Source organism: Streptomyces sp. ISL-11, from assembly GCF_018614525.1.
GTDB lineage: Bacteria > Actinomycetota > Actinomycetes > Streptomycetales > Streptomycetaceae > Streptomyces.
Genome location: NZ_JAGGOL010000170.1, coordinates 1 through 26608 on the forward strand (window position 1 = coordinate 1; position 26608 = coordinate 26608).

The following is a 26608-nucleotide window of genomic DNA, read 5'->3' on the forward strand; positions in this document are numbered from 1 at the left end:
GCGAGGGGCTCCGCCGGGTCGCCGTCGCCGCCGGTGCGGGCGAGGGTGCCCAGCGGGTCGGCGCCGAGGTTGCCGGCGGCCGCGTCGCGCGGGACGTCCCGCTCGTCGTACAGGCGCAGCAGTTCCCCGGCGGCGGCCTCGAAGTCCGCTCCGGCGTCGAGGACGACGGGGGCGAGGTCGAGGTAGACGCCGTCGAGCGCGGTGGCGAGGCCGCCGGCCGGCAGGCCCTGGGCGCCGGCGGTCAGCCAGAGGGAAGTGACGCCGTTCTCCAGGTCGGCGAGCACGGCCTCGTTCGCGCGCCGGGGGTCGGGATGGGTGTGGCGCTGGCGTACGTCCCAGCCGGACACCGCGGTCCCTTCCGGGCGCCCGCCGCGTACGAACGGGGGGAAGCCCGGGTAGCCGGGGGCGGCGGGGCCGTCCTCGGCGGTGTACAGCGGGCTGGTGGCCAGCCCGTCCTGGAGCTGGGTGGCCAGCGCGCTCTCGGCCGCCGAGCCGGATACATCCGCCGCACCCGCTTTGCGCAGTACGCCCTCCACCAGGCGCTGCCACTGCTCGCGGGAGGTGTCCGGGAACTCGGCGGCCAGGGGGAAGCCTTCGTCAGGCAGGACCGTCATGGGGGAAGGCTAGGGGAGCCGGTGCGCCCGGCAGCAGTGGCGGGGGCTGTGACCTTTGCCTCTTCGCCGCGGCTCCCCCGCTTCTCCGGTCAGTTCGCCGGGGCGCAGTCGCGCTGGGGCGTGTCGTGGGTGAGGACGCAGGCGATGCGTTCGCCGCGTTCCTTGCCGTAGCTCCGGATCAGTGCGGTGCGGAAGTCGGCCCACTGGCGGCGGGTGTCGGTGACGGCGCCGTGGACGGCGCGGTCGAAGTTGCCGGCGGTCTTCCCGCGCGGGGTGGCCGGGGCGCTCGTGGCGCCGGTGGCGGGGTCGATGACGCCCTTGTCCTTGTTGAGGTCGCCGTGCTGGACGCGGCCGGAGCAGCCGAGGAGGACGGAGAAGCAGCCGGTGGTCAGGTCGGCGGGGACGGCGGAGGGCTGGAACGGCCGTCCGTCGGCGAGGGCGAGCAGCGGGGACGGGGCGGGGAGGTTCAGGCCGGGCGGGTTGTCCTTGCCCGTGGGCCGGTCGGTGGCGGGCTTGTCGGTCCAGTTGCTGTGTGAGTAAAAGTCCTGGACGCCGTGCAGGGCACGGCCGAGGCCCTCGATGGCCTCGCACTTGTCGCGGCCGGGGGCGCCGAGGGTGAAGGTGCAGTCCTTGGCGAGGTCGCTCTCGGCGGCCGCGAGGGTGCCGTCGGCCCGCACCGTGCCGCCGGCGGCGCCGACGCCTTCCTCGAAGCGGGTCCGCAGCGCGGTGACGCATGCCTGGAGTTGCCGGGTGGCCTGCTCGCGGGTGCGCGGGTAGCCGAAGGCGGCGAGGTGGTCGGCGTTGTCGCAGTGGGCGGCCGGGGTGAGGCTCTCGTCGGAGTCGGGCGCGCCGACGGCGCCGAAGGTGCCCGCGCGGCCGGCGATCTGGTCCAGGGAGCGGGGCTCGAAGCACGAGCCGTCACTGCGGGCGTCCGGCCGGCAGGCCAGTGCGGCCCGGGTGATGTTCTCGTGCTCGGCGTGCTGGCCGAGCGTGCGCACGGTACCGAAGGCCGACGCCGACGGAATCTGAGTGGCGGTCAGGAGCGGTACGGCCAGCGCCGTGAGGCCCAGGGCGAGCACGCGGCGGCGGATCGGGGCGGGTCTGGAGGTCAGCATCGTGTGAAGCCTTCGTGACGGGTGTGAGGGGTTGTGGAGGACAGTGGACCGGTGCGCGACGGAATACACAATTCCGCGCGGGTTCGCCCCGTGCCGCTCCCGTTGCCCCGCCCTCAGCCCGGCTCCGGGGCGGGCTCCGCGAGCTCGTGCCGCCCCGGCACGATGAACTCGCACCACACGGACTTGCCGGTGCCGCGCGACTCCACTCCCCACACGTCGGCGAGCCGGTCCACCAGCAGCAGCCCGCGCCCGGACACCCCCGACTCGCCGGGTTCCCGGCGGCGCGGCAGGACGCTGGAGCGGTCCTCCACCTCGACCCGCAGCCGGCGTTCGGGGCCGGTGAGCATACGGATCGTCACCACGGCCGCCCCGTCGGTGTGCAGCAGGGCGTTGGTGACCAGTTCGTCGGCGACCAGCTCGATCTCGTCGGAGCGCTCCCGGGCGCCCCAGGCCCGTACCGCCGCGCGGATCATGTGCCGGCCGGCGGAGAGGGCGTCGGGGTCGGCGGGGGCGATGTGCTGCTGGAGGCGGCCGCCGTGCCGGGCGCCGGCGCCCTGCCGGCGCAGCAGGAGGACGGCCATGTCGTCCTCGCCGACGCGCTCCTCGACCACGTCGCACAGCTTGTCGGCGAGTTCGTGGAGGTCGTACGAGCCCTCGGCGACGATGCGCGAGAGCAGCTGCATGCCCTCGTCGAGGTCGGAGCCGGGCTGCTCGACGAGGCCGTCGGTGAACATCAGCAGGGTCTCGCCGGGATCCAGTTCCACGGTGGTCATCGGGTAGTCGAGCCGGCCGAACTCCGCCGAGAGGCCGAGCGGCAGCCCGCCGGCGACGGGGAGCCGGCGCGAGGTGCCGTCGGCGTGCCGCAGCAGGGGGTCGATGTGGCCGGCGCGGACGATGTGCAGGACGCCGGTGGAGAGGTCCGCCTCGGCGTACGCGCAGGTGGCGAAGCGGTCGGTGTCCAGTTCGTGCAGGAACGTCGAGGCGCGCGCCATGATGGTGGCCGGGGCGTGGCCCTCGCTGGCGTAGGCGCGCAGGACGATGCGCAGCTGGCCCATGACGGCGGCGGCGTGGGTGTCATGGCCCTGGACGTCACCGATGACGGCGCCGACCCTGCCGCCGGGCAGCGGGATCACGTCGTACCAGTCGCCGCCGATGTCCCGGCCCATCCGGGCGGCGCGGTAGCGGACGGCGATCTGCGCGCCGGGGATGTCGGGGATCCGGCGCGGGAGCATGGACTGCTGCAGGCCCTCGGCGAGGTCGTGCTCCTGGTCGAAGAGCATGGCGCGGGCGATGGCCTGGGCGAGGCTGCTGCTGAGGGCGATGAAGAGGTTGCGCTCCTGCTGGGTGAAGCCGCGGGAGTCGCGGTAGAGCAGGCCGAGGGCGCCGATGGGGCGCCCCTGCGCGATCAGCGGGAGGTAGGCAGCGGAGGAGATGCCGACGTCCTTGATGTTCTCCCACAGCCAGGGGTAGGAGGCGGCGAAGTCCTCGCGGGACTCGATGAAGCGGGGGAAGAGGGTGCGGATGACCTCGCTCATGGGGAAGTTGTCGTCGATGCGGGTGTAGCGCGTGCCGGGGATGTAGTGCTCCCCCGGACCCTCGGCGACCATGTGGATCCGGCCGGACTCGACGAGGCCGAGGACGAGCAGGTCGGAGCCGAGGTGCTGGACGGCCCGGGAGTCCTGGAAGAAGTCGATGACGTCCCGGACGGTTCGGGCGTGGGCGAGGGCCGCCGTTATCGTCTCCACGACGGTGGTCTGGTTGCGGCTGTCCTCCTCCGGCTCGCGCCGGGCCGTGTGGCTCAGCTCCTCGGTGGCGTCCCGGACGATGCCGATGACGCGGCAGGGGCGCCCGCCGCTGTCGCGCTGGATGCGGCCCTGGCTGTAGGCCCAGCGCAGGTCGCCGCCGTCGGTGCGGACCCGGTAGTAGGCGCTGTAGGCGTTGCTGCCGTCCTTCAGCGCCCGGGCGATGAGGGCGTCGAGCCCGGTGGCGTCGGCGCGCGGCAGCCGGCCGGTGACGTCCTCGATCCGGACCTCGAAGTGCTCCCGCGGCAGCTGGAGCACCTTCAGGGCCGTGGCATCGAGGTGGAGCCGGCCGCTGCCGAGGTCCCAGTCGAAGGTGCCCACGTCGTTGAGGGCAAGGGCCTGCTCCGGGCGGGCGGGCCAGTCGTCCGGCGCCGAGGCGTCCGGCACGGCGGCAGGCGTCGCTCCCCGATCAACCATAGAGCCACTCTGACACCTTTTGTCCGTTTATTCGATGTGACTGTACGCTCATAAGTGGTACGGATACGTCATGGAGTGGTTCACGGTGTCCGGGGCGTGGCTGAGCCGCCTGGTCGTGCAGCGCGGGCTCGCCGCCCTCTACCTGGCCGGCTTCCTGGCGGCCGCCCTGCAGTTCCGCGCGCTCATCGGCGAACGGGGGATGCTGCCGGTGCCGCGCTTCGTGCGCGGGCTGCCGTTCTGGCGTGCCCCGGGCGCCTTCCAGCTCCATTACTCCGACCGCTTCTTCGCCGCGTGGGCGTGGGCGGGCGCCCTGCTGTCGGCGGCGGTCGTGGCCGGCGCGGCGGACGCGGTGCCGCTGTGGACCTCGATGGTGATGTGGGCGGCCTTGTGGGTGATGTACCTGTCCATCGTCAACGTCGGCCAGACCTGGTACGGCTTCGGCTGGGAGTCGCTGCTGCTGGAGGCGGGCTTCCTCGCGGTCTTCCTGGGCAACGCCCGCACCGACCCGCCGGTGCTGGTGCTGTGGCTGATGCGCTGGCTGCTCTTCCGCGTCGAGTTCGGCGCCGGGCTGATCAAGATCCGCGGGGACCGCTGCTGGCGGGACCTGACGTGCCTGTACTACCACCACGAGACCCAGCCGATGCCCGGCCCGCTGAGCTGGTTCTTCCACCGGCTGCCCCGGCCCGTGCACCGCGTCGAGGTGGCCGCCAACCACGTCGCGCAGCTGGTCGTCCCGCTCGCGCTGTTCACACCGCAGCCGGTGGCGAGCGTCGCCGCGGGGATCATCATCCTTACCCAGCTGTGGCTCGTCGTCTCCGGCAACTTCGCGTGGCTGAACTGGGTGACCATCGTCCTCGCCTTCGCCGCCGTCGACGGCGCGGGGATGGCGGACGCGCTGTCCCTGCCCTCCCACGCGCCGCTGCCCGGCCCGCCCGTCTGGTACGAGGTCCTCGTCCTCGCCGCGACCGCGCTCGTGCTCGTCCTGAGCTGGTGGCCGGTGCGCAACATGCTCTCGCGGCAGCAGCGGATGAACATGTCGTTCAACGCCTTCCACCTGGTCAACACCTACGGGGCCTTCGGCAGCGTCAACCGCAGCCGCTACGAGGTGGTGGTCGAGGGCACCGACGCGGACCGGGTCGGGCCGGAGACGGTGTGGCGGGAGTACGGCTTCAAGGGCAAGCCCGGCGATGTCCGCCGGGTGCCGCGCCAGTACGCCCCGTACCACCTGCGGCTCGACTGGATGATGTGGTTCGCGGGCATCTCCCCCGTCTACGCGCAGTCGTGGTTCGGGCCCTTCGTCGAGCGGCTGCTGGTCAACGACCGGGACACGCTGCGGCTGCTGCGCCACAACCCCTTCCCCGGCACGCCGCCCACGCACGTACGGGCCCGGCTCTACCTCTACCGCTTCACCACCTGGCGGGAGCTGCGGGCCACCGGCGCCTGGTGGCACCGGACGCCGGAGCGGGAGTTCCTGCCGCCGGTGGCCCTGCGGCGCTGACCCTCAGCGCGGCGGCAGCCCGCACAGGGCCAGCTCGGCGGCGGTGATCGACGGCTCGCGCTGGGCCGCGCGGCCGGGACCGCGCGCCACCCCGAGCGCGACCGCGGGCTTCATCAGGTCGCTCATCGGCGCGGACAGCGTCATCACGTCCATCAGCGCCCGCAGCACGACCGGGTCGCCGGTCGCGGCCCACATCAGCCGCTGCACGTAGCCGCGCAGCAGCCGGGCCGCCAGGGGCGGGCGCTCGCCGATCGCCCCCGGGTAGTTCATGTCCTCGCCGGTGGCCAGGTCCCAGGGGCCGGCCGACGCGCGGGCGACCTCCCGCTGGACGCGCCCGGCCAGCCCCGGGGAGTCCGCGCCGCGCTCGTCCAGGACGCGGCGCAGGGCGACGGCGCTGTGGGCCGCCACCGACATGCCCTGCCCGTAGACGGGATTGAAGGTGGCGACGGCGTCGCCGAGGGCGACGAACCCCTCCGGCGGGGACGGCAGACGCTCGAAGAACCGGCGGCGGTTGACGGTGCTCCGGGTCAGGGCCACGTCCGTCAGCGGCTCGGCGCGGGAGATCAGGTCCGCGACGAGGGGGTCGCGCAGGGCCCGTACGAACGGTTCGAACTCCTCGGCACCGCCCGGGGGTTCCGCCCCGCGCGTACCGGACGCGGTCACCAGCCACCGGCCGCCCTCGATGGGCACCAGGGTCGCGCCCTGGCCGGCCCTGCGGCCGTGCGGGTCGGCCTGGACACTGACCACGGGGAACCGGTCGGTGTCCGGGGGCGCCCGGAAGATGCGCGTGACGTAGACCAGCCCCGAGTCCACGGTCTCCTCGTGGACGACCGGCAGCCCGAGCTCGGACAGCCGGCGGGCGGCCTGCGAACCACGGCCCGAGGCGTCGACGACCAGACCGGCTTCGAGCTGCTCGACGGCACCGGCGCCGGTGTCACGGACCCGCAGCCCCGTGACCCGGCGGGCGTCACCGAGCAGCGCGACGGCCTCGGTGCCCTCGCGCAGGGTGACCCCGGGCAGGGCCAGCACCTGCTCCCGGACCACGAGGTCGAGCAGGTCACGGGTGCAGGCCATGAGGAACTGCGACCCCGGCCACCGGGGGAACCAGCCGCGCGGCCCCATCACCACCAGCCCCGTCGGCAGTGCTATCCGCCGGGCACCCGCGCTCACCCAGCGCTCGATCGTCCCCGGCAGCAGGGACTCGACGGCCCGCGCCCCGCCGGACATCAACAGGTGCGCGTGCCGGGCCTGCGGCAGCCCCTTGCGCGGCCGGGCCCCCTCCGGCATCCGGTCCCGGTCGACGATCACGACCTCGTCGACGTGACGGGCGAGCACGGAAGCGGCCAGCATCCCGGCCAGCCCCGCCCCGAGCACGACCGCCCGGCTCCGGCCGGCGGCAGCGGTGATATCGGCATGACTCATGCCCGCAACCTCCCCTGCGAGGGGGACGGCTACGCACGGGTCCCCCTCCCCGGGGGGGGGTGACGATGGGCGGGTACCGCTGCGCGACGGGGCGATACCGCCGGAGCCACGGGGTGGGCGGGCTCACCGGGGGCGGGCGGGCCCCGGCAGGCCCGGGGACGGGGCCCCGGTCGCAGCCGAACACCGCTGCGGCGCGAGTGACCGCCCGGCACCACCCGAGACGGCCCGGCGCGCCGAGGCCCTGGTGAATCCGGCGGGCCCGGCACCGCCGTTGAGCCACCGGCGTGGCCGAACACCGCTGCGGCGGGAGTGGCCGCCGGGCACCACCGGAGGGCGGCACGGCCGACAGGCCCGGAGCCCGGCCCATCACCACTGCGGCAGCCGAACACCGCTGCGGCGCGAGTGACCGCCCGGCACCACCCGAGACGGCCCGGCGCGCCGAGGCCCTGGTGAATCCGGTGGGCCCGGCACCGCCAGGAGCCACCGGCGTGGCCGAACACCCTCGGCAGGAGCGGTCGCCGGACACCAGCCGAGGAATCCGGCACACCGGCACCCTCGTGAGCCCTGCGGGATCGGCACCACCGAGAACCGCCAGGGTGGCCGCACACCCCGGTGCGGGAGTAGCCGCCGGGCACCGCCGGAGGCCGGCGCGCCGGACGCTCCGGCAGGCCCGGGGCCCCGCACCGCCGACAGCCACCGGCGTGGCCGAACACCGCTGCGGCGGGGGGCGAGGGCCGGGATCCGTCCGGCACCGCCGGAAGGCGCCCTCCCCGTGGCGGGACCGGTTGCCGGGCGCCGCCCGCCCCGCCCGGGAGAACCACATGCGCGCCGCGCCCCCATCCCGCACCGTAGGAAGCACGAGCAGCCCGCAAGGCAGGTGGTGGCATGGACCCGGTGGCGGCGTTGGATCGGATCGCCTTCCTGTTGGAGCGCTCGCAGGCGCCCACCTACCGGGTCAAGGCGTTCCGTACGGCCTCCGACGTGATCGCCGCGATGCCTGCCGAGCAAGTTCGCGAGCGGACCGCAGGCGGGACGCTGACCAGGGAGAAGGGGATCGGGCCCAAGACCGCAGCCGTGGTCGCCGAGGCCGTGTCCGGCGCGGTGCCGGGGTATCTGGCGCGGCTGGAGGAGGAAGCGGCCGCACCGCTCGCCGAGGGCGGCGAGCGGCTGCGGGCGGCGCTGCGCGGCGACTGCCATATGCACTCGGACTGGTCCGACGGCGGCAGCCCGATCGAGGCGATGGCGCGCGCGGCCCGCGACCTCGGACACGAGTGGGCAGTGCTCACCGACCACTCCCCCCGGCTGACCATCGCCCGCGGCCTCTCGCCCGAACGGCTGCGCACACAGCTCGGCGTCGTGGCCGAGGTCAACGACCGCCTCGCCGCCGAGCGCGGCGGATTCCGGCTGCTGACGGGCATCGAGTGCGACATCCTCACCGACGGCTCCCTCGACCAGGAACCGGCGCTGCTGGAGGAGTTGGACGTCGTGGTGGCCTCCGTCCACTCCAAACTGCGCATGGACGCCCCCAGCATGACCCAGCGGCTGGTCGCGGCCGTGGCCAACCCGCTGGTGGACGTCCTGGGGCACTGCACCGGCCGGCTGCTGGCCGGGCGCGGACGGCCGGAGTCGGAGTTCGACGCGGCGATGGTCTTCGCCGCGTGCGCCCGCTTCGGCACCGCCGTGGAGATCAACAGCCGCCCCGAGCGGCTCGACCCGCCCCGCCGGCTGATCCGCCGGGCGCTCGACGCGGGCGTGCTCTTCTCCATCGACACCGACGCCCACGCCCCCGGTCAGCTCGACTGGCAGATCCACGGCTGTGCCCGTGCCGAGGAGTGCCACGTACCCGCCGAGCGGATCGTCACCACCTGGGGGCTGCGGGAGCTGCAGGAGTGGACCCGCTCTCGGTGACCCGGCCCGGCGGCCGCCGACCTGCGGGCGGCCCCGCACCCCAGGATCATCGAAGGCATGGGACCCACCACGCTCCCGGTGATCCAGCCGATGCTCGCCACCCCCGGCCCACTGCCCGCCGAGGGCGAGGACGCGGCCTGGGCGTTCGAGGTCAAGTGGGACGGGGTGCGCTGCGTGGTCAGCGCACCGGGCGACGGCACCGTACGGCTGGTCACCCGGGCGGGCAACGACGCGACCATGACCTATCCGGAGCTGAGGGTGTTCGGAGAGCGGTTCCGCCGCCGGGCGGCGGTCCTCGACGGCGAGGTGGTGGTCCTGGACGCGCAGGGGCGGCCCGACTTCGGCCTGCTGCAACGCCGCATGGGCGTCATGAACCCGCGCCGCGCCGCCGGCCTGGCGATGGAGTACCCCGTCCACCTCATGCTGTTCGACATCATGCATCTGGATGACGAGTCCCTGATCCACCTGCCCTACCGCGACCGCCGGTCCGTCCTCGCCGGACTCCGCCTCGGCGGTACGCACTGGTCGGTGCCCTCGTACATGGAGGGGCACGGCCGGCAGGCGTGGAACGCCACGCTCAGCAGCGGTTTCGAGGGCGTCCTGGCGAAACGGCTCACCTCCCGGTACACCCCGGGCGCCCGGTCACCCGAGTGGCGCAAGACCAAGCACGTGACGACCATCGACGTGGTCATCGGCGGCTGGGCGGAGGGCCGCGGCGCCCTGGCCGGGCTGCCCGGCGCGGTCCTGGTCGGGCTGCAGGAGTCCGGCGGGCTCCGGTACGCCGGCTCCGTCGGCTCCGGGCTCTCCGACCGCGAACGGCGCGAGCTCGCCCGCTACCTGCACGTGCTCGCCCGCGCCGACTCACCCTTCGCGGGGCCGGTCGACGCACCGGGCGCGCACTGGGTCGAACCCCGGCTCATCGCCGAGATCACCTTCTCCAACTGGACCCCGGCGGGCCACCTGAGGCACCCGACCTGGCACCGGCTGCGCCCCGATCTGACCCGCCTCGGCTGACCGGCGAGCCCTCACGGCAGGGGCGCGCGGGCGTCGTCGCCGGTGAGCGGCGCCAGCAGGTCACCGTGGGCGGCGACGCGGCCGACCACCTCCTCCAGGGTGAACGCCAGGTCGTCGGGGCTCTCGCAGGCGGCGACCTCGTCCCAGGTCACCGGTGCGGCGACGCCGGGCCGCTCCCGCAGCCGGACGGTGTACGGCGCGGCCGTGGTCTTCGCGCTCGCGTTCTGCGACCAGTCGATGAAGACCTTCTCGGCGCGCTCGGCACGCGCCATGGAGACCACCACCAGCCCGGGGTGCTCGGCCCGCATCCGCCCGGCCAGCTCCTTGGCGTAGGCGGAGGTGGCCCGGCCCGACGCGGGGCGTACGGCCGCGTAGAGGTGGAGGCCCTTGGAGCCGGAGACGACCGCGTGGGCGGTCAGGCCGTCGTCGGCGAGGAGCTGGCGCAGCCGCTGGGCGATACGGCAGCACAGCACGAGGTCGGCGCCCGGCCCCGGGTCGAGGTCGAGGACGAGGCGGTCGTGGGCGCCGGGGCCGGCGGCGGCCGTCCACTGGGGGACGTGCACCTCGTAGGCCCCGAGATTCGCCATCGCGATCAGGGCCGCGGTCGAGTCGATCACGACCTGCTCGGTAGCACCGTCGCGGTGCTCCACCGTGACCACGGGCACCCAGCCGGGTGCTCCGCCCGGCAGGTTCTTGGCGATCCAGCTCTGGCCCTCCAGGCCCTCGGGGGCACGGACGAAGGACGCGGGACGGCCGGCGGTGTGCGGCACCATGACCGCGGCGACCTGGGCGTAGTAGTGCAACACCTGGGCCTTGGTGTGACCGGAGGCGGGGAAGAGGACCCGGTCGAGGTGGGAGAGCGCCAGCCGGTGGCCCTCGATCTCCACCGCCTGCCGGTCCGAGGATGCGGGCATAAGGTAGGAATTCCCCGTGGAGGGATAAAACTATGCGAACCATGTGGAAGGGTGCGATTGGGTTCGGTCTGGTGTCCGTACCCGTACGGCTGTACTCCGCCGTCCAGGAGCACGGCGTCAAGCTGCACCAGGTCCACGACAAGGACGGCGGCCGGATCCACCTCAAGCGCGTCTGCGACGCCTGCGGCGAGCCGGTCGACTACGAGCACATCGCCAAGGGCTTCGAGGACGACGAAGGGCACACCGCCGTCGTCACCCAGGACGAGCTCGCGGGACTGCCGCTGCCGAGCAAGAAGCTCATCGACGTGCTGGCGTTCGTCGACTCCGACCGCATCGACCCCCTCCAGCTCGCGAGCTCCTACTACCTGGCGCCCGAGAGCGCGGCGGCCAACAAGCCGTACGTACTGCTGCGGGAGACCCTCAAGCAGACCGAACGGGTGGCCGTCACCAAGATCGCCCTGCGGACGCGGGAGTCGCTGGCGGTGCTGCGGGTCCACGAAGACCTGCTGACCCTGCACACCATGTACTGGCCCGACGAGATCCGCGGCAGGCAGGGCCTCGCCCCGCCCTCCTCCGTGACGGTCCGGCCGCAGGAGCTGAAGATGGCCACGAGCCTGATGGACACGCTTTCGGAGGACTTCGACCTCGACGAGCTGGAGGACGAGTACGAGGTCGCCCTGACCGAGCTCATCAACGCCCATCTGTCCGACCGGCCCGTCCCCAAGAGGGAGACGGCGCCGGCGCCGGACAATGTCATCGACCTGATGGCCGCCCTCCAGGCGTCCATCGACACGGCCGGACGGAAGTCCGGGGACAAGGCCGCGAAGGAGCCGGCGGCCGGGAAGCCGGCCCGGCGCACGGCGAAGAAGGCCGCCGAGCCGAAGAAGCGCACCGCGGCCAAGAAGACGGCGACCGCCTCCACCGCCAAGAAGACGACGGCCAAGAGCGGCGCGGCCGGGAGCACGAAGAAGACCGCCGCCAAGAAGACGGGCCGCCGCGTGTCCTGACGCCGCGTCGCCGCACCGCGCTCACGCCGCCGGCCCGGCCTCCTCGCGCACGGCTTCCCCGTGCACTGCTTCCCCGTGCACGGGCTCCCCGTGCGCTGCTTCCTCACGCACGGCTTCCTGGCACACGGCTTCCTGGCGCACGACGCCGATCTCGGCGCGGGCCGTCCTGACCAGACCGCTCGCCCCGCAGTTCTCGGCCAGCTCCAGGCCCTCGCGAAGACGGTCCGCCGCCTCGGCCGCGCGGCCGGCCCGCTTCAGGGCCACACCGTGGTCGACGAGGGCCGCCGCGAATTCGTACGCGCACGGGGACCTGCGCAGGTGCCCCACGGCCTGATCGAGCTTGCGCAGGGCGTCCTCGGGCCCGGCGACGACGGCCGCCAGGCGCAGTGCCTCACCGACGGCGGTGTCGGTGCCGAACCGGCCGGCGTGCCGCACGGCCCGGTCGGCCAGGGTCCGGGCCCGCTCGGGGTCCTCGGGCGCGACCGCGATGGCGAGGTCGAGGGCCCACGGAGCCCAGAGGGTGTTGTGCCGGCCGCGCTCCTCCAGTCTGCGCCCGGCCGCCTCCAGTTCGGCGATGGCCTCCTTCGTCCGTCCCTGGGCGAGCATCAGCCGCCCGGCCAGGCACGCGGCGTCCGGCAGGACGACCGCCGGTGAATAGGGCGCCCGGAAGCCGTTCTCGTCCGCGACGGCCTGCGCCTCCTCCACATGGCCGCGGGCGAGCAGGGTGTCGATCAGCAGACAGGTGCCGTCCCAGTGGATGGGCAGCCCGGGACCGAGGCGCGCGGCGAGCCGCAGTCCTTCGCGCAGCACCGTCTCGGCGACCTCCAGATCGCCGAGACGGCGGTGGACCAGACCGAGGAACGCGTGCGCGAAGGCGAGGTGCGCACCGCTCCAGCCGGAGATCTCGAAGGCGCGCACGGCCTCGGTGAACATCTCTTTCGCGGCGTCGAGCCGGTCGGTGTAGGCGTAGCTGATGCCGATGATGCTGGGGAGTTCGAAGCCCCACTCGGTGTTGGTCCAGCCCATGCCGGTGGCCAGCCGACCCTCGACCAGGGAGTGTTCGACGCGCCCCACGACGTCCAGGGCGTTCTCGCCGCGGAGCATGCCGTCGAAGGCGCGGAGCGCGAGCAGGGCCCGCTCGGCGTTGTCCCGGCCGCGCAGGTGGTCGGCGAGCTCGGCGATGCGGCGGGACCGGGCGGGCGCGTCCTCCTCCTCGATCTGGATGCCCTTCCACAGATAGTGGGCGGCCTGCAGCCGCATCCGGCCGGGGCCCGGCGGAGTCCGCGCGGCCTGTACGGCCACCACCTCGGCGGCCTCCTCCAGCCGGTTGCTGTGGGCGTACGCCTGGGAGAGCCGGTACGTGGCGTCGACGCGCAGCTCTTCGGGGAAGTGCGGCAGGGCGAGGGCGGTCTTCAGGTGGTTGACAGTGGCCGGCAGCGAGGTGAGCAGCGCCGAGCAGCCCAGTTCGTACAGAACCGCCGCCCGTTCCTCCTCGGGCGGCGGTTCGCGCAGGGCACGCTCCAGGCAGCGGCGGGCCGCGTCGGGCGCGCCGACCGCGAGATGCTCCCGAGCCGCCGACCGCAACTGCTCGACCAGCTCGGCGTCGTGATCGGGGTGGACCTCCAGCAGGTGGCGGGAGGCGGCGGCCGCGCCCTGGCCGGCCTCGGTGACCGCCCAGGCGGCCTGGCCGTGCATCGCGGTGCGGGTGGCCGCCGGGATCGCGCTGTAGACGGCGGTGGCGATGAGCGGGTGCACGAATTCGAGCGGTCCGGCGCCGGTGAGGATACGGGCCTTGCGCAGCTTGTCCGCGCACTCGGCGCCCTGCGCCGGACCCATGCCCGCGAGGCTGGCGGCGAGCTCCGGGGAGATCTCCGTGCCGAGGACGGCGGCGGCCCAGGCGAAGCGGGTGGCCGCGGTGCCCAGCCGCTCCAGGCGGGCCACCAGTCCGCTGCCGCGGGCGGAGGCGCCCAGGTCGCGCAGGAGGGCGGCGGATTCCTCGGTCGGCTTCAGATCGCGGTCCCGCGCCTTGGCGATCAGCTCGACGGCCTCGTAGGGATTGCCGCCGGTGACCGCCCAGACCTCGCGGCAGAACGGCGGGTCCGCCTTGCTGCCGAACGCCGCGTGGACCAGTGCGGCCACGGCGTCGGGTGTCAGGGCGCGCAGCTCCACGGGCCGGGAGCTGCGGCCGTCCTTGACGAGGTCCTGGAAGGCGGGGGTGTGGTCGGGCAGTTCGCGGGGGCGGTAGGCGAGGACGACGAGCATGGGCATCTCGCGCAGCCGCACGGTGAACGCGGTCAGCCAGGCGAGGGACTCGGCGTCGGCCCAGTGCGCGTCGTCGATGACGAGCATGACCGGCTCGCTCTTCAGGGCGAGTTGGGTGACCAGCCAGTCGATGCCGTCGCGCACGCCCTGCGGGTCCTGCGGGCCGCTCGGCGGGGCGATGCCGAGCGCGGGCCCCGCGATGTCGTACCAGCTGCTGAGCAGCTGCTGCCGGGCCGACTCGGTCAGCGGCGCGAGGGCCGGCTGGAGGAGCTGGCGCACGACGTGGAAGGGCACGGAGCGCGCGGACTCGCTGCCGCGGGCGAAGAGCACGGTGCACTGGCCGATCTCGGCCGCGATGCGCCGCAGCTCGGTCAGCAACGCCGTTTTGCCGTGGCCCGCTTCGCCGCTGTACAGCAGCAGACCCCCGAGCCGGTCCCTCCCTTCGGTGGCGTGGCCGCACAGGCGGCGCACCGCCTGTTCCGCTGTCGCGAGCTCGAGCTCCCGCTCGAACAGGGCGGCGGCTGCGTTCCGTTCACGCTGTTGCCCTGACATGGCGATGTCTCCCAGGAGGTGTGGTGAGGCGAGCCTAGTCCCGTCGGCGGGTCAAGGGGCAGGGTTCACAGGACGCACCACCCGGGAGCGTGACCTTGCGGCCCGATCGCGGCCGTGAGGTGGGACGGTACGTCCGGCACGCGCGCGGCCGGGCCCTCCGCGCCGGGCGCGCCCGGAGTGGGCGAGAGCCGGTTCGCATACGGACCCGGACCCCGTAAATCCGAACACCTATCCAGGAAATCCGGAAACACATTCGGTATTAGTGACACGGGGTCATTATGGGGCCTTTCCAATTCCCCCGTCAGGCCAATCTGCGAATATGACAACTTCGCGCCGGAGCACCCCGGCGACCGGCTACGCTCCATGTCGCGCAGCGGGTTGCGGCCCCTTCACGTCCGTGGCGACCACGGCACGCTGCGGACAAGTGCCGCGCTGTCGCCGTTCTCCCCGCATTCACGAGGAACGCTGCGCTCCGGCACCCACGCCCTTTTCGGAGAGTCCGAGGATCTCGATGGTTGGTACTGGCTCGTCAGCTCCGCGGCGGCCCGTTTCCGCTCTGATATGGCTGATCTCGCCCCTCGTCCTGGCGGTGTGCACGGTGGCGGCGGTGTTCGCCGTCACCCCCGATGCCCGTGCGCCGGTGGCCTGGTGCGGGTCCTCGGCCACGGTCGCGGTGGCACTGGCCGCCTCCGAGGCGGCGCGACGCGGCCGCGTGATCGCCACCCTGCGCCGGCGCTGCAACGAGGTGGAGGCCGGGCTGCGGTACCAGCTCGACCAACACGAGGCGGAGACCCGGCGGTTGGCGCGCGAGCTGCTGCCCAAGGCGATCCACCTGCTCCAGCGCGGCTCGCCGACCGAGGTGGTGCTGCGCCACACCCTGCCGGCCCACGACCTGGAGCCGGGCTACGCGACCGCGCACCGCTCCGTCCTGAAGTCCGTCATCGAGGCGGTCCAGGCGGAGGAGGGCCTGCGTGACTCCGCGCAGCGCGCCTTCGTCAACATCGCCCGCCGCGTGCAGGCCATCGTTCACCAACAGGCGTACGACATCCGGGAGATGGAGCACAAGCACGGTAACGACCCCGACGTCTTCGGTGACCTCCTCCACCTCGACCACGGAAACGCCCTGACCGGCAGGCTCGCCGACAGCATCGCCGTTCTGGGCGGCTCCCGTCCCGGCCGCCAGTGGAAGAACGAGATCCCGCTCTACAACGTCCTGCGCGGCGCCATGTCGCGGATCCTGGAGTACCGGCGCGTCGACCTGCACTCGGTGGCCGACGTCGCCGTCGTCGGGCCCGCCGTCGAGCCGGTGATCCACGCCCTCGCCGAGCTGCTGGACAACGCCACCCGCTACTCCCCGCCGCAGACCCGGGTGCACCTGACCGCCGTGGACATCCAGTCCGGCATCGCGGTCGAGATCGAGGACGCCGGAGTCGGCCTCACCGACGAGGCCCGCCGCCGCACCGACCGGGTGCTGTCCCGGGAGGGCGCGCTCGACCTGGACGACCTCGGCGAGGCGCCCCGGCTGGGTCTGGCGGTCGTGAGCCGGCTGGCGCAGTCGTACAACTTCCTGGTCTCGCTGCGGCCCTCCGCCTACGGAGGCGTACGGGCGGTCCTCGTCATTCCCATGGATCTGATCACCGCGAGCAAGCACCCCGGAGGCGATATCGCGCGCGCCCCCAAGCTCCCCCCCTTCAAGTCCAAGCGGCGCCCGGGCCAGAAGATCCCCGCCCCCGGCCCCGAGGCCCCGCCGCCCATGATGGAGCACCCCATCCCGCCGCCGCTCGGGGACAGCGGCCTCCCTCAGCGCCGACGGCGCCGTGGCCCCGCGCCGCTGCCCTTCGGCCGGGCCGCCGCCGCCCAGCGGGAGCGGGAGCGGGCCCAGGCCAAGCCGGCCGTGCCGGTGCAGCCCGGGCCCGAGCGGGACTCCGTCGCCCAGGAGCCGCCCAAGCAGCCGGGAATGTGGCTGGCGGCCTTCACCAGCGGAATCAACGGGGAGCTCCCGGAGCCGGGTCCCGGCCGGCCGAACAGTGATACCTCGTCAGACAAGGAAGAGTAGCCAAGTGACGCAGCCGCGGTTCAACATGGACTGGATGCTCAAGGACCTGGCAACCAGCGTTCCGCAGACCCGCCACGTGATCGTGCTGTCCTCGGACGGCCTGCGCATGGCTCAGCACGGCACCGACCCGGACGCGGCCGACCGCCTCGCCGCCGCCTGTGCCGGACTGCAGAGCCTCTCCACCGCCATCGCCTCCGAATTCCCGCGCGGCGACGGGGAGATGCGCCTGGTGGTGATCGAGGTCGACGGCGGATTCTTCTACCTGATGGCCGCCGGCGCCGGAGCGTTCCTGGCGGTCCTGGCCGACGACGACGTGGACGCGGGGCTGATGGGCCTGCGGATGCGGGACCTGGTGGCCCGCATCGGCTCGCACCTGACCAGCCCGCCGCGGGTCGGCGGGGCGGTGACATGAACCGAGCCGGACCCGACCCCGCGACGGCGCCAGGCAGTCCGGACCGGCTGTACATCCTCACGGGCGGCCAGACCCGCGCGGAGAAGAAGACCGAGCTCGATCTCGTCACCCTGATCGTCTCCCGGACGGAGACCGACCCCGGTCTGCAGCCCGAGCACGCCGCCATCGCCAGGATGTGCCATTACCCACTGTCCGTCGCCGAGATATCGGCCTATCTGGAACTGCCCGTCAGCACGCTCACCCTGCTGCTGACGGAGCTGTTGTCCAGTAGCCAGGTGGAGGCCCGTCCGCCGGTCCCGGCGGCGGCGCTGCCCGACGTCCAACTTCTGGAGGCGGTGATGAATGGACTTCAAAGGCTCTGACACCCAGGGCGCCTACGCGGGGCCGCGGAGCGAGGACGTCCTTCCTGCGTCGGCCACGGCGGCCGTCAAGGTCGTCATCGTCGGTGGTTTCGGAGTGGGAAAGACGACCTTGGTGGGCGCGGTCAGCGAGATCAGGCCCCTGACCACCGAGGAGACCATGACCCAGGCCGGCGTCGGCGTCGACGACCTGGCCGGTATCGAGCACAAGACCGAGACGACCGTGGCCATGGACTTCGGCCGGATCAGCATCGACGAGCAGCTGGTGCTGTATCTGTTCGGGACGCCCGGCCAGGAGCGTTTCTGGTTCCTGTGGAACGGCCTCTTCGAAGGCGCCCTCGGCGCGGTGGTGCTGCTCGACACCCGCCGCCTGGAGGTCAGTTACGACGTCATCGGCCGCCTGGAGGAGCGGGGCGTGCCCTTCGTCGTCGGGGTCAACCGCTTCCCCGAGGCCCCCACCTACCCCATGGCGGAGCTGCGGGCGGCGATGGACCTGGACGACTCCGTGCCCATGGTCGACTGCGACGCCCGCGACCGAGGCTCCTGCCGCGACACCCTGCTGACCCTGATGCGCTACCTGTACACCCTCACGACCGCCTCCCCGGAGCCCCAGTGACCCTCCCCCCCGAACACGCACGCGCCGACTCACCGGCCGGGCCACCCCCGCAGTGCCCCGCCCACGGCGGCGCGACCCGGCTGTACGGCCCCGAGGCCGAAGCCGACCCCATGGGCCTGTACGAGCGACTGCGCGCGAAGCACGGGCCGGTCGCGCCCGTGCTCCTGCACGGCGACCTCCCGGCCTGGCTGGTCCTCGGCTACCGCGAGAACCTCGACGTGGCGCGCACCCCCTCGCGCTTCTCCCGCGACTCCCGGCTGTGGACCGAGGCCCGGGAGGGCCGGGTCGCCCCCGATCATCCGCTCGCCCCCATCACCACCTGGCAGCCGATCTGCGTCTTCGCCGACGGCCAGCAGCACGAGCGCTGGCGCGGGGCGGTGAACGACGCCATCGCGCGCTTCGACAAGCGGGGTATCCGCCGCCATGTGACCCGCTTCTCCAACCAGCTGGTGGACCGCTTCTGCGCGACCGGCCGCGCCGATCTGGTGCACCAGTTCGCGGATCACCTGCCGATGATGGCGATGACGCAGCTGCTCGGCATGCCCGAGGCCTACAGCCTCCGGCTGGTCAATGCCGCCCGGGACATGATCAAGGGCACCGAGACGGCCGTCGCCAGCAACGCGTACGTGCAGGAGACGCTCCGCAAGCTGGTCGCGCGCAAGCGCGTGGAGCCCGGCGCCGACTTCACGAGCTGGCTGCTGGAGCACCACACCGGGCTCTCCGACGACGAGGTGCAGCAGCATCTGCGCCTGGTGCTCATCGCGGCCTACGAGACCACGGCGAACCTCATCGCCAACACCCTGAAGATGGTGCTCACCGACGTCCGCTTCCGGGCGTCGCTCGCGGGCGGCCACATGACGCTGCCGGACGCGGTGGAGCAGGTGCTGTGGGACGAGCCGCCCTTCATGGCGATCCTCGGCCGCTGGGCCACTCAGGACACCGAGCTGGCCGGGCAGCAGATCAAGGAAGGGGACGCCCTGGTGCTGGGGCTGGCCGCCGCCAACATGGACACGGCGGTCCGGCCCGATCCGGACACCCCCATCCACGGCAACCGGGCCCACCTGGCGTTCAGTGGAGGCCAGCACGAATGCCCCGGCCAGGACGTGGGCCGGGCGATCGCGGATACAGGCATCGACGCCCTGCTCCTGCGGCTCCCCGACCTCACCCTCGCGGCGGACGAGTCGGAGCTGACCCACACCTCGTCGCTGATGGGCCGTCATCTCCAGGCGTTGCCGGTGAAGTTCACTCCCCGGCAGCCCCAGCCGCCCGCGGCACCCGAGACACACGCGCCGGTCGATCCCGTACCGCCCGTACCGCCCGTACCGCCCGTACCGCCCGTTCATCCCGAGCGGCCGGAGCAGCCGGCCATCCCGCCGGCGCCGCCCGGCCGGGCGCCCGGGCGGCGGGGCTCGTGGTGGCGGTCGTTCAGGCGCTGGCTGCGGCGCGGGTAGGTGGTATCGAGGTGGTCCCACCACCAGGCGATGGAGGGGACGGGCAGCGGGGCGAGGCTGTCGTCCGAGGGGGCCGGCTTCCACCACTGTACGGTCGCCGAGGTGCCGTAGGGGTCCGCGTAGCGGGCACAGGAGGAGGCCCAGTCGAGGTGGCCGCGGATGAACTGTCCGAGCGCCACCAGATAGCAGCGCAGCTCGACACCGGCTTGTGACCAGAGCTGTTCGCGCAAGCGCAGGAAGAGTGTCATGACGCGGTCGCGCATCGCCATGGCCTCTTCCTGCGCGCGGGCGGGCTCGCAGTCCCGCTCCCGGGCCAGGACGTCGATCAGATTGAGGTTGTCACCGGCCCTCTGGATCTCCTTGTTCCGTGAGTAGAAGTCGTTGTCCCAGGCGACCAGGGTCCAGGTCATCTCGGTGAGGGCCCGCACCTCGGGTCGGTCCAGATCGCCGTCGGAGACCTCGTATCCACCGGCGATGTCCATCAGCGCCGTGGACGGAGCCATGCCGATGGCACGCATCCACATGGCGGCGTAGTCATTGAGGGAGGGCAGGGCCCGGTCGCGGCGGCAAGCGGCCTCCCAGACCAGACCGGACAGGTAGGTGCGCATGGCATCGGTCCAGTGCCGCAGTTGGGACGGTGTCGCGTGGTCGGCGAGCTCCAGCCGGATGGCGCGCAGTGCCGCGGCGTGGGGCGCGTCATCCGGCCATGGCGGACTCGGGGCTTCCAGGACGCGTGTGATGCGCGAGGTGGCGTGGGCGAGGCCGTGGGCCGTGGCACCCGACTCGTCGCAGAGGGCGTCGTCCAGCGAGAAGAGGACCGCGTGCAGCTTGGCGACGACGGTCAGCGGCGCGGTCCGGCCGTAGGGCATGGTCCTGGCGGTCAGCCCGCCGAAGTCGCAGTGGATGAGTCGTTCTTGCTGATGGAGTGAGGTGTCCAGGTCTTGTTGGAGCATCCATTCGACCGCGGCGTCGTCGATCTCACGGACGCGGGGGTGGACGGCCGGCGGGATCGGACAGTAGAAAGGCAGGATCTCCAAGGGCTGGACTGTCAAACGGTCTCGCACGCTTGTCACGCCGTCTCCCCGGGCCGTCTCACAGCGTTCCTGTCCACATTTGCGCGGTACCTGCCCAGGGTGAACCGCGGATAACCCGTGGCGCATATCCACCCGCACCTTTCCAGCAGCGACCGCAAGGCTCACTTCGGATCGTTTTCGATCGAATCGAGTCAAAGATATTTTCTGGGGAAGGTGGAAACGATTGAATATTGCACACTGCTGTCGGAATTCTCGCCATGATCCTCCACTGTTCGAGGGTCCGGTGGTTGGCCGGATCCCGATCGCGCCGAGCACGGACGGATGATCGACGATCCCCGACACTGGTGATCGGCTGGCCCCAGGGAGGTACGGCATGGTGGAGGCACCGTCGGACCAGTGGTACGCGTCACCGCTCGCGCGGCCCTGGTGGCGCGCGGCCGCGTGCGCCGCGGCGGGCGCGCTGCCCGCGCTGGCCTTCCCCGCTCCGGCGTGGTGGTGGCTGGCCTACGTCGCGCTGGTGCCCTGGCTGCTCCTGATCCGCTCGGCCGCCACGACCCGGCGGGCGGCGCTCGACGGGTGGACCGGCGGGGCCGCCTTCCTGCTCGCCGTGCACCACTGGCTGCTGCCGAGCCTGCACGTCTTCATCCTGGTACTGGCCGCGCTGCTGGGGTTGTTGTGGGCTCCGTGGGCCGCGGCGACACACCGGCTGCTGAGCGGGTCTCCCGGGCCGACCCGGGCCGCGGCGGCGCTCCTGGTCGTGCCCTCCGCATGGTTGATGGTCGAACTTGCCCGTTCCTGGGAGTATCTGGGTGGCCCCTGGGGGCTGTTCGGAGCCAGCCAGTGGCAGGTCGCACCCGCTCTGAGGGTCGCCTCGGTGGGTGGGATCTGGCTGGTTACGTTCCTCCTGGTGTCCCTCAACACCGCTCTCACCACGCTGATTTGTTCGGTTCGCAGCCGTATCACCGGACTTGCGGGGGTGCTCGCCTGTGCCGCGGCGGTCGCCTCGGTGTGGGTGTGGGCACCGCTGCCGGAGAGCGCGGGGACGGCGCGGGTCGCGGTCGTACAGCCCGGCGTGATCTCCGGCGCCGCCAGCCCGCAGCGGCGCTTCGACCGCGAGGAGGAGCTGACCCGACGGCTGGCCGGGCAGCACCCGGACCTGGTGGTGTGGGGCGAGAGCAGCGTCGGCCAGGACCTGGGCGCGCGCCCCGACCTGCGGGACCGGCTGGCCGCGCTGTCCCGGGCGGTCGGCGCGGACCTGCTGGTGAACGTCGACGCGCGGCGCTCGGACCGGCCGGGGATCTTCAAGAGCTCCGTGCTGGTGGGCCCCGGCGGCCCGACCGGGGACCGCTACGACAAGATGCGGCTGGTGCCCTTCGGCGAGTACGTTCCGGCGCGCTCGGTCCTCGGCTGGGCCACCTCCGTGGGCAAGGCGGCGGGCGAGGACCGCGGACGCGGGCGGGCACCGGTGGTGATGCGGCTGCCGGACGCGGGCGGACTGCGGGTCGGCCCGCTGGTGTGCTTCGAGTCGGCGTTCCCCGACATGAGCCGGAAGCTGGCCGCGGACGGGGCGCAGTTGCTCGTCGCCCAGTCGGCGACCTCGTCCTTCCAGCACAGCTGGGCGCCGGCGCAACACGCCTCGCTGGCCGCGCTGCGGGCCGCCGAGACCTGGCGGCCGATGGTGCACGCGACGCTGACCGGTGTGAGCGTGGTCGCCGGGCCGCGCGGCGCGCTGACCGGCGAGCGGCTGGGCACGGACCGCAGCGCGGCCGCCGTCTACGAGGTCCCGTTGGCGCGCGGCACCAGCCCGTACGTCCGCATCGGCGACTGGACGGTCCTCGGCGCGGTGGCGGTCCTGGTCTGCTACGCCGCCTTCGAGGGTGTACGGGCCGCTCGACGCCCTGGTCGCCAACACCCCGTTACGTGACTACGTCCTGCGCCCACGGGTGAACGACTGCCCCCCTGCCCGTCCTCGGCCCTGTCTGGGAGGCCCCCTCGCGGCCGGCCGATGCAGAGGCGGACGCCCGTGCGAAGATCGCGGCGTGAACGATCTGCGCTTCCGTCTCGCTGACGACGCCGACCTCGCCGCTGTCGTGCGTCTGCGCGACGACGCTGCCCGCTGGATGCTTGCCCAGGGCGTCACTGGTCAGTGGCGGCCCGGTGAGCTGGGCGAGGACCACTTCCGCCGGATCATGGAGAACGGGGAGGTATGGCTCGCGGAGGCTGCCGATCGGGTGGTCGGGGCCTGGGAGCTGTGGTGGGAGGACGAGGACGCCTGGGGGCCACAGCCGCCGACGGCCGGCTATGTGCACCGGCTGATGGTGGACCACGACAGGGTCCCGCCCAGGACAGGGCGGCAGCTTCTGCGAGTCGCGGAGCGCCGCGTGGCCGAGGTGGGCCGGCCGTTGGTACGTCTGGACTGCCTGGCCGGCAACGCACGCCTGAACGCGTACTACCTCGACGCCGGCTATCGGGTTGTCGGACGCAAGGAGGGCAAACCGCAGCCGGGCGGTACACCCAAGTCGTTCACGCTCCTCGAAAAGTCCCTACGGGACGGAGGGGAAGAGGAATCGCCTGCGCTCGTCGTGGTCGGACGGGAGCGGCAGGCTGCCCTGGGGTAAGGGCCGGGACACCGGCCTTACCGTCACGCCGGGCTTACCATCACGCCGGGTCAGACGTCCTGCTCGATCTTGCGCACGATCTCCTCGCACAACCGGTGCGTCCGCAAGGCGTCTTCGGCGTCGAGTACCTTGCCCGCCCGCACGGCGTCGAGGAAGGCGAGGACGACCTGCTCGATGCCACGCTGGCGGGCGACAGGCACCCAGTCACCACGGCGCCGGATGGTGGGCTGTCCCTTGTGGTCGATGACCTCGGCGAGATTGAGCACCTGACGCTTGGTGCCCCGGCCGGAGACCTCCAGGATCTCCTCGGTGGAGCCGCTCATCCGGTTCATGGTGCCGATGGCGGTGAAGCCGTCGCCGGAGAGCTGGAGGACGACGTGGTGCACGAGGCCGTCGCGGACCCTGGCGCGTATGTCGATGTGGTCGACGTCGCCGGGGGCGAGGAAGCGCAGGGTGTCGACGACGTGGATGAAGTCGTCGAAGACGAGGGTGCGGGGGGCCTCGGCGAGGCCGACCCGGTTCTTCTGCAGCAGGACGAGGTCGCGCGGGTGCTCCAGGCACTGGGCGTAGCCGGGCGCGTGGCGGCGGTTGAAGCCGACCATGAGTCCCACTCCCCGCTCCTGGGCGAGGCGGACGAGCTTCTCGCTGCCGGCGAGGTCGTAGGCGAGGGGCTTGTCCACATAGACCGGCACGTCGGCTTCGAGAAGGCGGGTGACGATCTCGGGATGGGCGGCGGTCGCCGCGTGGACGAACGCCGCGTCGAGGCCGGCCGCCAGGAGGGAGTCGAGGTCGGTGTGGCGTTGGGCGTCGGGGACGCGGTAGGTGTCCGCGACCCGGTGGAGGGTGGTCGCGGTCCGGGTGTGGAGGTGGAGTTCGAGCCCCGGCTGAGCGGTGAGTACCGGCAGGTACGCCTTCTGGGCGATGTCTCCGAGCCCGATGCAGCCGACCTTCACAGAGCCTCCCAGGTACGCGTCTACGTTTGAGCAGCATACGGGTGTGCGGACGGCTGCCAGTCGGCCACTCCGTCGAGGGCGCGGAGGGCGACGCCCGGGCCGAGGAGGTCGACCGCGCGGAGGGCGGCGGTGCGCAGGGCACACGCCGGGGCGGAGGAGAGGGAGACGAGCCGGCCGACACGGGCCGAGCGGCGGACGACGTCCATGGTGCGGGGCAGGCGCTGCGCGGTGTAGGCCGTGAGCGCGCCGAGGACACCGGCGCTCCCGCCGCCCGCCCCGGCGAGGAGGAGCGCCAGGACGGCGCCGTCCTCGATGGCCTGGCAGCCGCCCTGGCCGAGGTGCGGGGTCATGGGGTGGGCGGCGTCGCCGAGGAGGGCGGTCCGGCCGCGGTGGTAGGCGGGCAGGGCGGTGGCGGCGTGGTGGACGTCGTTGCGCAGGACCGCGGCGGGGTCGGCGGCGGCGAGGATGTCGGGCACGGGGTGGTGCCAGCCGCCGAAGAGGCGGCGCAGTTCGGACAGTTCTCCATCGGGGGCCATGCCGCCGGCGGGGGCGTTGGCCTGGGCGTAGGCGTAGACACGGCCGTCGCTGAGCGGCACGGTGCCCCAGAGCAGGCCCCGGCCCCAGGTCTCGTGGGCGGCGAAAGGCTGCGGCGGCCGGGGTACGACCAGGCGCCAGACGGTGATTCCGGCGTAGTGGGGTGCGGGGTGGCCGGGGAAGAGTGCGGCGCGGGTCGCCGAGTGGATGCCGTCGGCGCCCACGACGAGGTCGGCTTCGAGGGTGCCGTCGGGGGTGGTCACACGGGCGGGACGGTCCGCGTCGCCGGGGTCGGCGAGCGCGGCCGGAGTGCCGGTACGGACCGCTCCGTCGGGCAGCCGTGAGGCCAGGAGGGCGACGAGTGCGGCGCGGTGGGCGATGGCCACGGGTCCGCCGTAGCGCCGGGCGGCGGCTTCACTGTTCGTACGGGAGAGCCAGCGGCCGCTCGGCAGGCGCAGGCCACCGTCGGACTGCCAGCCGGCCAGGGCGCGTACGGCGTCCCCGGCACCGAAGGTGTCGAGGGCGCGCTGGGCGTTGGGGGCCAGGGCGATGCCGGCGCCGACGGGTTCGAGCGCGGCGTCGCGTTCGAGGACGGTGACGGCCCAGCCCCGGTGGTGCAGGGCGGCAGCGGCGGTGAGGCCGCCGATGCCCCCGCCGATGACGACGGCGCGAAGGGTTCCCATGGACAACCTCCCGAGGTGACTACATCTGTAGTGACCCAGACATTACTACTCCTGTAGTGACACCGGTAGATTGGGGGCATGGCAGTGGACGACAACCCCCCTGAGAAGACCGCCGGTCGAGGCTCCTCCCGCGCCCGCGCGCTGTTGATCGCCGACACCGCGCTGGCCCTGCTGGCCGGGCGCGGCATGCGCGGGCTCACCCACCGGGCCGTCGACGAGGCGGCCGGTCTGCCGACCGGCTCGACGTCCAACCACGCCCGCACCCGCCTGGCGCTCCTGGAGACGGCGGTGCGCAGGCTCGCCGTGCGCGAGGGCGAGGTGCTCGGTCTGCGGGAGCTGCCGGATCCGGCGGACGGGCTGGAGGCGTTCGCCGACGCGGTCGCCCTCGCCCTGCACCGGACGCTGACCGGTCGGCGGGATCTGCTGATCGCCCGCTACGAACTGGCCCTGGAGGCGACGCGCCGACCCGAACTGCGGACGATCTACGACACCGAGGGGCGCCCCTTCCGCGAACCCCTCGTCGCCCTGCTGGCCGCGGCCGGTTCGGCCGAACCGGCCCGGCACGCGCTGGCCCTCGTGGCGTGGTGCGAGGGGCTGATGTTCTCGTGCGTGGCCGGTTCGTTCCACGCCGAGGTGCCCGGCCGGACCGAACTGCGGGCGGACGTCGAGGAGCTGCTGCACGGCATGCTGGGCGGTGAGCGGCGATAATCCCTGGCGGGAAGGGATGACTGGGCGCGAGGATGGCCGCCATGACGAACTCCCAACGCCCTGGACCCCCCACCGACTGCGATGAACGCACCAGCCTGGAGGGGTGGCTCGACTTCCACCGCGAGACGCTGGCCCGCAAGTGCGAGGGGCTGACCGACGAGCAGCTGCGCGAGGCATCGGTGCCGCCCTCGGAACTGACGCTGCTCGGGCTCGTGCGGCACCTGGCCGAGTGCGAGCGCGGCTGGTTCGGGAACGTACTGGCCGGTGACGAGAAGGCGGCCGAGCCGATCTACTTCACCGACGAGGACCCCGACGGGGAGTTCCACCTCTCCGAGCGGGACACCTGGGAGGAGGCGTACGCCACCTGGCAGGCGCAGATCGCCGCGGCCCGCGAGGCGACGCGGGGGCGTTCGCTGGACGACCTCGGCGTGGGCGAGCACCGCTCGGGCGAGACGTTCAACCTGCGATGGATCTACACCCACATGATCGAGGAGTACGCGCGCCACAACGGCCACGCGGACCTCATCCGCGAGCGGATCGACGGCGCCACGGAGATGTGACCGGGCCGGGACCGGGCGCCGGTGACCGCACATCACTCGTGCGGGGCATTCCCAACGGGCTTTGTTCACCAGCAGAGTTGAGCGAGTGTATCGACTGCC

22 protein-coding genes are annotated in these 26608 nt (G+C 73.0%); 13 read left to right on the plus strand and 9 right to left on the minus strand.

Features of this window, described 5'->3' with window-relative positions; genetic code table 11:
• The 3 genes from J7E86_RS27560 to J7E86_RS27570 form a co-directional block, all read right to left on the minus strand.
• Positions 1–614 (minus strand): methylmalonyl-CoA mutase family protein (locus J7E86_RS27560; RefSeq protein ID WP_251019775.1); only part of this gene is annotated, 614 nt, incomplete at its 3' end.
• An 89-nt stretch (positions 615–703) separates the two neighbouring features.
• Entirely contained in the window at positions 704–1729 is a 1026-nt protein-coding gene (locus tag J7E86_RS27565) for a CinY protein (protein ID WP_215085373.1), read from the minus strand.
• Between the two features lie 113 nt (positions 1730–1842).
• A complete protein-coding gene (locus tag J7E86_RS27570) occupies positions 1843–3948 on the minus strand; it encodes a SpoIIE family protein phosphatase (protein ID WP_215085375.1) in 2106 nt (701 codons plus the stop codon).
• Between the two features lie 70 nt (positions 3949–4018).
• On the opposite strand from J7E86_RS27570, the gene J7E86_RS27575 reads away from it, so the two are divergent.
• Positions 4019–5446 (plus strand): lipase maturation factor family protein, encoded by a 1428-nt coding sequence (locus J7E86_RS27575; protein WP_215085377.1) that lies wholly within the window; start codon positions 4019–4021, stop codon positions 5444–5446.
• A gap of 3 nt (positions 5447–5449) precedes the next feature.
• On the opposite strand, the gene J7E86_RS27580 is transcribed toward J7E86_RS27575, so the two are convergent.
• Positions 5450–6868 carry an NAD(P)/FAD-dependent oxidoreductase gene (locus tag J7E86_RS27580; protein ID WP_215085379.1) on the minus strand — a complete coding sequence of 473 codons (1419 nt, stop codon included), beginning with the start codon at positions 6866–6868 and terminating at the stop codon, positions 5450–5452.
• An 885-nt stretch (positions 6869–7753) separates the two neighbouring features.
• Here J7E86_RS27580 and J7E86_RS27585 point away from each other — a divergent pair.
• Positions 7754–8776 carry a PHP domain-containing protein gene (locus J7E86_RS27585; protein WP_215085381.1) on the plus strand — a complete coding sequence of 341 codons (1023 nt, stop codon included), beginning with the start codon at positions 7754–7756 and terminating at the stop codon, positions 8774–8776.
• A 57-nt stretch (positions 8777–8833) separates the two neighbouring features.
• Positions 8834–9790: a non-homologous end-joining DNA ligase gene (ligD, locus tag J7E86_RS27590; RefSeq protein ID WP_215085383.1), complete on the plus strand. Its 957-nt coding sequence runs from the start codon at positions 8834–8836 to the stop codon at positions 9788–9790.
• 11 nt (positions 9791–9801) lie between these two features.
• Here ligD (J7E86_RS27590) and ligD (J7E86_RS27595) read toward each other — a convergent pair whose 3' ends face one another.
• Positions 9802–10704: a non-homologous end-joining DNA ligase gene (ligD, locus tag J7E86_RS27595; RefSeq protein ID WP_215085385.1), complete on the minus strand. Its 903-nt coding sequence runs from the start codon at positions 10702–10704 to the stop codon at positions 9802–9804.
• Between the two features lie 32 nt (positions 10705–10736).
• On the opposite strand from ligD (J7E86_RS27595), the gene J7E86_RS27600 reads away from it, so the two are divergent.
• Positions 10737–11711: a Ku protein gene (locus tag J7E86_RS27600; RefSeq protein WP_215085388.1), complete on the plus strand. Its 975-nt coding sequence runs from the start codon at positions 10737–10739 to the stop codon at positions 11709–11711.
• Between the two features lie 21 nt (positions 11712–11732).
• On the opposite strand, the gene J7E86_RS27605 is transcribed toward J7E86_RS27600, so the two are convergent.
• Positions 11733–14525: an AAA family ATPase gene (locus tag J7E86_RS27605; RefSeq protein ID WP_215085390.1), complete on the minus strand. Its 2793-nt coding sequence runs from the start codon at positions 14523–14525 to the stop codon at positions 11733–11735.
• Positions 14526–15036: 511 nt separating this feature from the next.
• Between J7E86_RS27605 and J7E86_RS27610 the strand changes: the two genes are divergently transcribed.
• Genes J7E86_RS27610 through J7E86_RS27630 form a run of 5 tightly spaced genes read left to right on the plus strand, consistent with a single transcriptional unit; the run spans position 15037 to position 19419 of the window.
• Positions 15037–16581 carry a sensor histidine kinase KdpD gene (locus J7E86_RS27610; RefSeq protein ID WP_251019776.1) on the plus strand — a complete coding sequence of 515 codons (1545 nt, stop codon included), beginning with the start codon at positions 15037–15039 and terminating at the stop codon, positions 16579–16581.
• A gap of 25 nt (positions 16582–16606) precedes the next feature.
• Positions 16607–16993, plus strand: coding sequence for a roadblock/LC7 domain-containing protein (locus J7E86_RS27615; protein ID WP_215085462.1), 387 nt, complete (start codon positions 16607–16609; stop codon positions 16991–16993).
• Positions 16990–17355, plus strand: coding sequence for a DUF742 domain-containing protein (locus J7E86_RS27620; protein WP_215085392.1), 366 nt, complete (start codon positions 16990–16992; stop codon positions 17353–17355). The genes J7E86_RS27615 and J7E86_RS27620 overlap by 4 nt, the downstream gene beginning before the upstream one ends.
• The gene (locus J7E86_RS27625; protein ID WP_215085394.1) at positions 17336–17968 is read left to right on the plus strand and encodes an ATP/GTP-binding protein; all 633 of its coding nucleotides are present in this window, start codon (positions 17336–17338) and stop codon (positions 17966–17968) included. The genes J7E86_RS27620 and J7E86_RS27625 overlap by 20 nt, the downstream gene beginning before the upstream one ends.
• The gene (locus J7E86_RS27630; protein WP_215085396.1) at positions 17965–19419 is read left to right on the plus strand and encodes a cytochrome P450; all 1455 of its coding nucleotides are present in this window, start codon (positions 17965–17967) and stop codon (positions 19417–19419) included. The genes J7E86_RS27625 and J7E86_RS27630 overlap by 4 nt, the downstream gene beginning before the upstream one ends.
• On the opposite strand, the gene J7E86_RS27635 is transcribed toward J7E86_RS27630, so the two are convergent.
• Positions 19308–20456, minus strand: a complete 1149-nt coding sequence (locus tag J7E86_RS27635) for a hypothetical protein (protein WP_215085398.1) — start codon at positions 20454–20456, stop codon at positions 19308–19310. The two genes, J7E86_RS27630 and J7E86_RS27635, sit on opposite strands and share 112 nt — an antisense overlap.
• Before the next feature lie 370 nt (positions 20457–20826).
• On the opposite strand from J7E86_RS27635, the gene lnt reads away from it, so the two are divergent.
• Positions 20827–22377 (plus strand): apolipoprotein N-acyltransferase, encoded by a 1551-nt coding sequence (gene lnt / locus J7E86_RS27640; protein WP_215085400.1) that lies wholly within the window; start codon positions 20827–20829, stop codon positions 22375–22377.
• A gap of 115 nt (positions 22378–22492) precedes the next feature.
• On the plus strand, positions 22493–23071 hold the full coding sequence (locus tag J7E86_RS27645; RefSeq protein ID WP_215085402.1) for a GNAT family N-acetyltransferase: 579 nt from the start codon (positions 22493–22495) through the stop codon (positions 23069–23071).
• A 50-nt stretch (positions 23072–23121) separates the two neighbouring features.
• On the opposite strand, the gene J7E86_RS27650 is transcribed toward J7E86_RS27645, so the two are convergent.
• Both J7E86_RS27650 and J7E86_RS27655 read right to left on the minus strand, forming a co-directional pair.
• Entirely contained in the window at positions 23122–24024 is a 903-nt protein-coding gene (locus tag J7E86_RS27650) for a Gfo/Idh/MocA family protein (protein WP_215085404.1), read from the minus strand.
• Between the two features lie 20 nt (positions 24025–24044).
• On the minus strand, positions 24045–25241 hold the full coding sequence (locus tag J7E86_RS27655) for an FAD-dependent monooxygenase (RefSeq protein ID WP_215085406.1): 1197 nt from the start codon (positions 25239–25241) through the stop codon (positions 24045–24047).
• Between the two features lie 78 nt (positions 25242–25319).
• Between J7E86_RS27655 and J7E86_RS27660 the strand changes: the two genes are divergently transcribed.
• A complete protein-coding gene (locus tag J7E86_RS27660) occupies positions 25320–25949 on the plus strand; it encodes a TetR/AcrR family transcriptional regulator (protein ID WP_215085408.1) in 630 nt (209 codons plus the stop codon).
• Positions 25950–25990: 41 nt separating this feature from the next.
• Positions 25991–26509 (plus strand): DinB family protein, encoded by a 519-nt coding sequence (locus tag J7E86_RS27665; protein ID WP_215085409.1) that lies wholly within the window; start codon positions 25991–25993, stop codon positions 26507–26509.
• Positions 26510–26608 lie beyond the last annotated feature (99 nt).

Coding starts and splice junctions, on each gene's coding strand:
- J7E86_RS27655 (WP_215085406.1), bottom strand. CDS start 25,241: ATGGGAACCCTTCGCGCCGTCGTCATCGGCGGGGGCATCGGCGGCCTC.
- J7E86_RS27610 (WP_251019776.1), top strand. CDS start 15,037: ATGGTTGGTACTGGCTCGTCAGCTCCGCGGCGGCCCGTTTCCGCTCTG.
- J7E86_RS27585 (WP_215085381.1), top strand. CDS start 7,754: ATGGACCCGGTGGCGGCGTTGGATCGGATCGCCTTCCTGTTGGAGCGC.
- J7E86_RS27665 (WP_215085409.1), top strand. CDS start 25,991: ATGACGAACTCCCAACGCCCTGGACCCCCCACCGACTGCGATGAACGC.
- J7E86_RS27625 (WP_215085394.1), top strand. CDS start 17,336: ATGGACTTCAAAGGCTCTGACACCCAGGGCGCCTACGCGGGGCCGCGG.
- J7E86_RS27615 (WP_215085462.1), top strand. CDS start 16,607: ATGGACTGGATGCTCAAGGACCTGGCAACCAGCGTTCCGCAGACCCGC.
- J7E86_RS27600 (WP_215085388.1), top strand. CDS start 10,737: ATGCGAACCATGTGGAAGGGTGCGATTGGGTTCGGTCTGGTGTCCGTA.
- lnt (WP_215085400.1), top strand. CDS start 20,827: ATGGTGGAGGCACCGTCGGACCAGTGGTACGCGTCACCGCTCGCGCGG.
- J7E86_RS27570 (WP_215085375.1), bottom strand. CDS start 3,948: ATGGTTGATCGGGGAGCGACGCCTGCCGCCGTGCCGGACGCCTCGGCG.
- J7E86_RS27620 (WP_215085392.1), top strand. CDS start 16,990: ATGAACCGAGCCGGACCCGACCCCGCGACGGCGCCAGGCAGTCCGGAC.
- J7E86_RS27565 (WP_215085373.1), bottom strand. CDS start 1,729: ATGCTGACCTCCAGACCCGCCCCGATCCGCCGCCGCGTGCTCGCCCTG.
- J7E86_RS27575 (WP_215085377.1), top strand. CDS start 4,019: ATGGAGTGGTTCACGGTGTCCGGGGCGTGGCTGAGCCGCCTGGTCGTG.
- ligD (WP_215085385.1), bottom strand. CDS start 10,704: ATGCCCGCATCCTCGGACCGGCAGGCGGTGGAGATCGAGGGCCACCGG.
- ligD (WP_215085383.1), top strand. CDS start 8,834: ATGGGACCCACCACGCTCCCGGTGATCCAGCCGATGCTCGCCACCCCC.
- J7E86_RS27580 (WP_215085379.1), bottom strand. CDS start 6,868: ATGAGTCATGCCGATATCACCGCTGCCGCCGGCCGGAGCCGGGCGGTC.
- J7E86_RS27605 (WP_215085390.1), bottom strand. CDS start 14,525: ATGTCAGGGCAACAGCGTGAACGGAACGCAGCCGCCGCCCTGTTCGAG.
- J7E86_RS27660 (WP_215085408.1), top strand. CDS start 25,320: ATGGCAGTGGACGACAACCCCCCTGAGAAGACCGCCGGTCGAGGCTCC.